At 67.8% G+C, this 5,137-nt stretch carries 8 protein-coding genes; 5 read left to right on the forward strand and 3 right to left on the reverse strand.

What is annotated here, in order from left to right; genetic code table 11:
• Positions 1-41 precede the first annotated feature (41 nt).
• The gene (locus tag AC5RUJ_RS10730; protein ID WP_494002264.1) at positions 42-389 is read right to left on the reverse strand and encodes a hypothetical protein; all 348 of its coding nucleotides are present in this window, start codon (positions 387-389) and stop codon (positions 42-44) included.
• 278 nt (positions 390-667) lie between these two features.
• Between AC5RUJ_RS10730 and AC5RUJ_RS10735 the strand changes: the two genes are divergently transcribed.
• The 3 genes from AC5RUJ_RS10735 to AC5RUJ_RS10745 all read left to right on the forward strand — a co-directional run bounded on the left by AC5RUJ_RS10735 (position 668) and on the right by AC5RUJ_RS10745 (position 3,232).
• The gene (locus tag AC5RUJ_RS10735) at positions 668-1,549 is read left to right on the forward strand and encodes a manganese catalase (protein ID WP_494002263.1); all 882 of its coding nucleotides are present in this window, start codon (positions 668-670) and stop codon (positions 1,547-1,549) included.
• A 61-nt stretch (positions 1,550-1,610) separates the two neighbouring features.
• On the forward strand, positions 1,611-2,354 hold the full coding sequence (locus tag AC5RUJ_RS10740) for an MBL fold metallo-hydrolase (RefSeq protein WP_494048871.1): 744 nt from the start codon (positions 1,611-1,613) through the stop codon (positions 2,352-2,354).
• Positions 2,354-3,232: an FRG domain-containing protein gene (locus tag AC5RUJ_RS10745; RefSeq protein ID WP_494048872.1), complete on the forward strand. Its 879-nt coding sequence runs from the start codon at positions 2,354-2,356 to the stop codon at positions 3,230-3,232. Before AC5RUJ_RS10740 ends, AC5RUJ_RS10745 begins: the two co-directional genes overlap by 1 nt.
• Here AC5RUJ_RS10745 and AC5RUJ_RS10750 read toward each other — a convergent pair.
• Positions 3,229-3,750: an O-acetyl-ADP-ribose deacetylase gene (locus AC5RUJ_RS10750; RefSeq protein WP_494002260.1), complete on the reverse strand. Its 522-nt coding sequence runs from the start codon at positions 3,748-3,750 to the stop codon at positions 3,229-3,231. The genes AC5RUJ_RS10745 and AC5RUJ_RS10750 overlap by 4 nt on opposite strands.
• A gap of 46 nt (positions 3,751-3,796) precedes the next feature.
• Here AC5RUJ_RS10750 and AC5RUJ_RS10755 point away from each other — a divergent pair, with 46 nt between their 5' ends.
• Positions 3,797-4,456, forward strand: a complete 660-nt coding sequence (locus AC5RUJ_RS10755) for a DedA family protein (protein WP_494013082.1) — start codon at positions 3,797-3,799, stop codon at positions 4,454-4,456.
• A gap of 26 nt (positions 4,457-4,482) precedes the next feature.
• Entirely contained in the window at positions 4,483-5,076 is a 594-nt protein-coding gene (locus AC5RUJ_RS10760) for a TspO-related membrane protein (protein WP_494155850.1), read from the forward strand.
• A gap of 13 nt (positions 5,077-5,089) precedes the next feature.
• On the opposite strand, the gene AC5RUJ_RS10765 is transcribed toward AC5RUJ_RS10760, so the two are convergent.
• Positions 5,090-5,137: MFS transporter small subunit (locus AC5RUJ_RS10765; RefSeq protein ID WP_494155851.1), on the reverse strand; the 48-nt coding region annotated here is incomplete at its 5' end.

Here is a 5,137-nt window from a genome sequence, read left to right on the forward strand (position 1 = left end):
CCGCGCGCCGGGCTCCGCGGAACCCGCAAGCGGCGACGCCCTTAGACCGGGCGCCGCGCCCAGGCGACCAGCCAGCAGGCCTCGACCACGGCGTCGAGAAGATAGATCCTACTGATCCGTCCGGGCACCGCGGTGAGGATGTCGACGGCCGCAAAGGTGGCAGCCGCCCCCATGCCGATCCGCCGGGCAGCGGCTGTGCCGTCGGAAGTCCCGGCGCCCCTGATCTGCGCATGGCCCGCCGCAATCATCAGGCCGCCGACAGTCTTGACCAGCCAAGGCTCCGCTTTCGGCCCGGTCACCGCTTCGAAGCTGCGGTAGTGCAGCAGCGGCCACACCCCGAAGGCCACGTTGAACACGCCGTGGGCGACGGCCAAACCTGCCTGGCGCATACGGAACACCTCTCGCCGTCGTCGGAGTGGATCTGGGCGGTGTGCCTGCGGCAATTGTGCCGCAGGGGACTACGAAAATCCACGCTTCGCCGCCCTGACCCGCCTGCTGCCGAAGGACTGGCTTCAATCGAAGTCCGGGCACCCCGCTGCCGGTCACTAAGGTTGCTTATTAAATTCAGCGTGCCTAGCGTGGAAGGCATCCGGCCCGCACGTGGCCAGCCCGGACAGATGAGTTGGCAGTAGCGACGGCGAGCCCATTTTCGCGGAGGTTGCCGCAGATGTTCTTCCATAAACAAGAGCTCCAATACAAAGCCGAACCAAACCAGCCGGACGCCGTCTACGCCCGAAAACTTCAGGAGGTCCTGGGCGGTCAGTACGGCGAGATCACGGTCGCCATGCAGTACAGCTTTCAGGCGTGGAACATCCACATCCCCGGCAAGTACAAGGACCTGCTCTTCGGCATTGCCGCGGAGGAGTTCGGCCACGTGGAGATGCTGGCCAAGATGATTGCGCAGCTGCTGGAGAAAGCCCCGCTCGGCATCACCGACGAAGCAGTCCAATCTGATCCGACGATCGCCGCGGTGGTGGGCGGAACCGATGTCCAGCAGGCCATCGTCGCAGGGGCGGGCGCCCGCCCGGTTGACAGCAACGGAAACCCCTGGTCGGGAAGCTACATTACCGCCAGCGGCAACTTGCTCGCAGACTTCACCTCCAACGCGAACGCCGAGATGCAGGGCCGGCTGCAGGTAGCCCGGCTCTACCACATGACGGACGACCACGGCGTGCGCGATATGCTCTCCTTCCTGCTCGCCCGGGACACCATGCACCAGAACCAGTGGATCGCCGCGGCACGGGAACTCCAGGAAGAGGGGTCCGAAACCCTGCCGGTGCCGAGCAACTTCCCGCTGTCCAAAGAGAACCGGGACGTGGCCTACCAGTACCAGAACTTCTCCGACGGGGCTGCCGCGGCACAAGGTTCCTGGGCGAGCGGGGCTTCCCCCGACGGCAAGGGCGAGTTCACCTACCACGACGGCCCCACCACTGCCGCCCCGATGCCGAAGCCGACCCACCCGGACGCACGCTTTTACGGGACCACGGAGCTTCCCAACCTGGTCGAGAAGACTGCCGGGGCGGTCCAGGACAAGCTGCGCAAGGAATAGCACGCCACGCATCCCCGCGGCCGGCAGCGCCGCGGGGATGCCCTGACTCCGAAAGGCAGATATGTTTCAACGCAACGTCGCCGAAAACATCCACCGCGTCGGCCATGCCGATGTGAACCTCTACATCGTCGAGGACGGCGACAGGATCATGCTGGTCGACGCCGGACTGCCGGCCATGTGGAAGATGACCGTGGCAGCCATCCGGGAGCTGGGCCGTTCGCCCCGCGACATCAGTGCCCTGGTATTGACGCACGCCCATTTCGATCATGTGGGGTTTGCCGCCCGGTTGCAGCACGACCTCGACGTCCCGGTGTACTGCCACCCCGGCGACTACTACATCGCCGCCCATCCGTACCGGTACAAGCACGAGAAAAACCGCCTCATCTATCCCGTCAAGTACCCCCGGTGCATACCCATCCTGAGCCGGATGACGGCAGCCGGCGCGCTCATGGTCAAGGGTGTCACGGACCTGCGGACGCTCGACGACGGTGCCGCCGCAACGCTGCCCGGCGCACCGATGGTGGTGCCCACTCCCGGACACACTGCCGGGCACTGCGCCTTGCACTTTCCAGGGCGCGGGGCCTTGATCACCGGCGACGCGCTGGTCACCCTCGACCCGTATACCGGCGCCCGCGGACCGCACATAGTAGCTGCCGCCGCCACCGCGGACACTCGGCAAGCACTCCAGTCGCTCCAGGCCTTGGCGCAGACGGAGGCACGAATCGCCCTCCCGGGCCACGGGGAGCCGTTCGCCGGCGGCATCGCTTCGGCGGTGCAGCAGGCCATCGAGCGCGGACCGTCCTGATGGCTGAAAACGGCCACCCCGCGCGAGGCGTGGCCGAAAACGGCCCTGCCCCCGCGGGAGGCGGGCAGGAGTCCGTCGTCCACCCGGACGGCGACGACCTGTTTGGCCTAATCGCCACCCTGACCGAGAGCCGCTGGCAATCCTCGCAGGGGAAGTTCAGGCCGACGGTCGCCTACCGCGGCCACACCTCCGCCGCCCGGGATCTTTCCACCGGGCTGGTCCGGCTGCGCGGGCAGCAGGAGACGGATGTGGAACGGCACATCCTACGCAACTTCCGCAAGTACGCCCACCGGGACACCTCACCGGGGGACTCGGACTGGAATTGGCTGAGCGTCGCCCAGCACCATGGCCTGCCGACCCGGCTGCTGGACTGGTCGCACTCGCCCTACGTGGCGCTGCACTTCGCCACCCGGGACACGAGCAGGTACGACGAGGACGGTGCCGTCTGGTGCGTCGACTATGCGGCCGCCCACCGCACGCTGCCCGAGGAACTGCGCGCCGCGGTCGAGTCACTGGGCGGCGGCCTGTTCACCACCGGCGTTCTCTCCCGTGCCGCCTTCACCCTGGACGAGTTCGACCGTTTCACTGACGCGGACGGGCGGAGCGTGCCCTTGTTCTTCGAACCGCCGTCGCTGGACGAGCGGATCGTGAACCAGGCGGCGATCTTTTCCACCATGTCGGACTCATCGGCGGGCCTGGACGAGTGGCTGGGGCGCCATCCCGGGATCTACCGCAAGATCATCATCCCGGCGACACTCAAGTGGCGCATCCGGGACCACCTTGACCAGGCCAATGTCACCGAACGGGTGCTCTTCCCGGGCCTGGACGGTCTCTCGCTGTGGCTGCGCCGCTACTACGGCCTCCGGGATAAGGGCTAACCGCCCAGTTCCGCGTGGACGCGGCGGAAGGTCTCCGCCAGCCCCGCCGAAAACAGGACAAATTCGACCACCCGGATCCCGCCGCCGTCGTACTTGAGAACCTCGCCGATGCCGCGGCGGGCGACCGTCTCCGCATCCCAGCCGTAGACGCCGGCACCGATCGCCGGGAACGCCAGCGTCTCGGCCCGCAACCCGTCGGCCACGCGGAGGGATTCCCGAAAGCAACTGGCCAGCAGCTCCGGGTCGGTCTGGCCGGCACGGCGGTTTGGCCCCACGGTATGGATCACCCACTTGGCCGGCAGGAAGTAGCCCTCGGTGGCCGCCGCGTGGCCCGGCGGCAGCCCGTCCGGCAGTTCGGTGGCGCGCAGCAGGCGGCAGGCTTCCAGCAGTTGCGGTCCCGCGGCGGCGTGGATGGCCCCGTCCACTCCCCCGCCGCCGAGCAGGCTGGAATTGGCGGCGTTCACTATGGCGTCCACCTGACGCTGGGTGATGTCGCCTTCAAGGATGCGGATTTCCATCTTTTCCAGTCTGCCACCGAGCCTGTATTCCCGATAGATTGGGCCAATGGAGATTCCCGAGGGGCCGCTGCAGTGGGTGTATTACCCCATGACGCTGCTGCTGGTTATTCTCGACGCCGCGATGCCGGCATCTCCGTCGGAAGTGATGGTGATCGGCGGCGGCACTCTGCTGGCCAACGGTGAACTGATCCTGCCGCTGGTTATCCTGGCCGCGGTGCTGGGCAGTTGGCTCGGCGACCTCCTGCTTTTCCTGCTGTTTCAGCGCGGCGTCAACGCTTGGCTTAACCGTTACAGCTGGGGCCGGATGATCGACCGAGGGGTGACGCTGGCCCTGAGCAAAGCGGGTGAATCCTCCACCTACGCCGCGGTGGTGGCGGCCCGTTTCATCCCGGGCGGCCGGACGGCCTCGGTTGCGGCCTCCGGGCTGGCGGATGTGCCGTTCAAGCCGTTCCTGCTCGCCTCCGCCGCCGGATCGGTGCTGTGGGCCGCGTGGATGATCGGGCTGGGCTACGTCGCGGGCACGGTGTCCACCTTCCCGTTTTGGGTCAACATCCTGATCGGGACGGTGGTGGGCGTCCTGGTGGCTTCGGTGATCACGGCCGTGATCGGCTTCCGCCGGCGGGCCTACCTGCGTGCCAATGGCGCTGCCGACGCCGTCATCCCGCGTCCCGCCGCATCCCCTTCCGCCGACCTGGGAGCAGAGTGAAAACTGCGCCTTCCATGGAACCCTTGATGGCTACCGCGCTGCCCCCGGTCCGCCGGCTTCGATCCCTGCTGGCCGCCGACCTGGCACGCCAGTGCGCGGTGACCGTCGCTTTGGTCGCGTGCCTGCTGGCAGGAGCCAGCAGCGTGGGCCTGCTCGGCGGCACTCCGATCCATGATGCGGGCGGTGGGCTTCCCTCCCCCGACCGGACCCTGCTGTCGCTGGACGCCCGGGCAGCCGAGATCTGGTCGCTGATTTACCTGGGCCTCTTCGGCTACACGATCTTCCAGTGGTGGCCGGCCGTGCGCGAGTCGGCACGGCAGCGCTCCACCGGATGGCCGGTCGCGGCGGCGATGCTGCTGACCGCGGGCAGCGTCGTGGCAGCGCGGGCCGGACAGGCGGGGCTGACGCTGGCCCTTACCCTGTTGGTGCTGGCATCCCTGGGCTGGGCGGTCTACGGACTGACCCGCCACCCCGGCCGGGAACCGGTGGAAGCCCTCTTGGCGGATGCTCCGATCGGTCTCTTCACCGGGTGGATGCTGCTCGCAGCGGCGGTCCATGCCGCGGATTGGCTGACCGGTCGCGGCGCCGAGGTGATGCGGGGGAGGTGCGCAGTGGGGTAGGTGCGCAGTTGGGTCAGCCGAAAAGCGCGGAGACCTTCAGCAGCGTCTGGCTGACGCCGTA

The sequence above is a fragment of the Arthrobacter sp. Y3223164 genome, from assembly GCF_059091005.1.

Coding starts and splice junctions, on each gene's coding strand:
- AC5RUJ_RS10730 (WP_494002264.1), bottom strand. CDS start 389: ATGCGCCAGGCAGGTTTGGCCGTCGCCCACGGCGTGTTCAACGTGGCC.
- AC5RUJ_RS10735 (WP_494002263.1), top strand. CDS start 668: ATGTTCTTCCATAAACAAGAGCTCCAATACAAAGCCGAACCAAACCAG.
- AC5RUJ_RS10740 (WP_494048871.1), top strand. CDS start 1,611: ATGTTTCAACGCAACGTCGCCGAAAACATCCACCGCGTCGGCCATGCC.
- AC5RUJ_RS10745 (WP_494048872.1), top strand. CDS start 2,354: ATGGCTGAAAACGGCCACCCCGCGCGAGGCGTGGCCGAAAACGGCCCT.
- AC5RUJ_RS10750 (WP_494002260.1), bottom strand. CDS start 3,750: ATGGAAATCCGCATCCTTGAAGGCGACATCACCCAGCGTCAGGTGGAC.
- AC5RUJ_RS10755 (WP_494013082.1), top strand. CDS start 3,797: ATGGAGATTCCCGAGGGGCCGCTGCAGTGGGTGTATTACCCCATGACG.
- AC5RUJ_RS10760 (WP_494155850.1), top strand. CDS start 4,483: ATGGCTACCGCGCTGCCCCCGGTCCGCCGGCTTCGATCCCTGCTGGCC.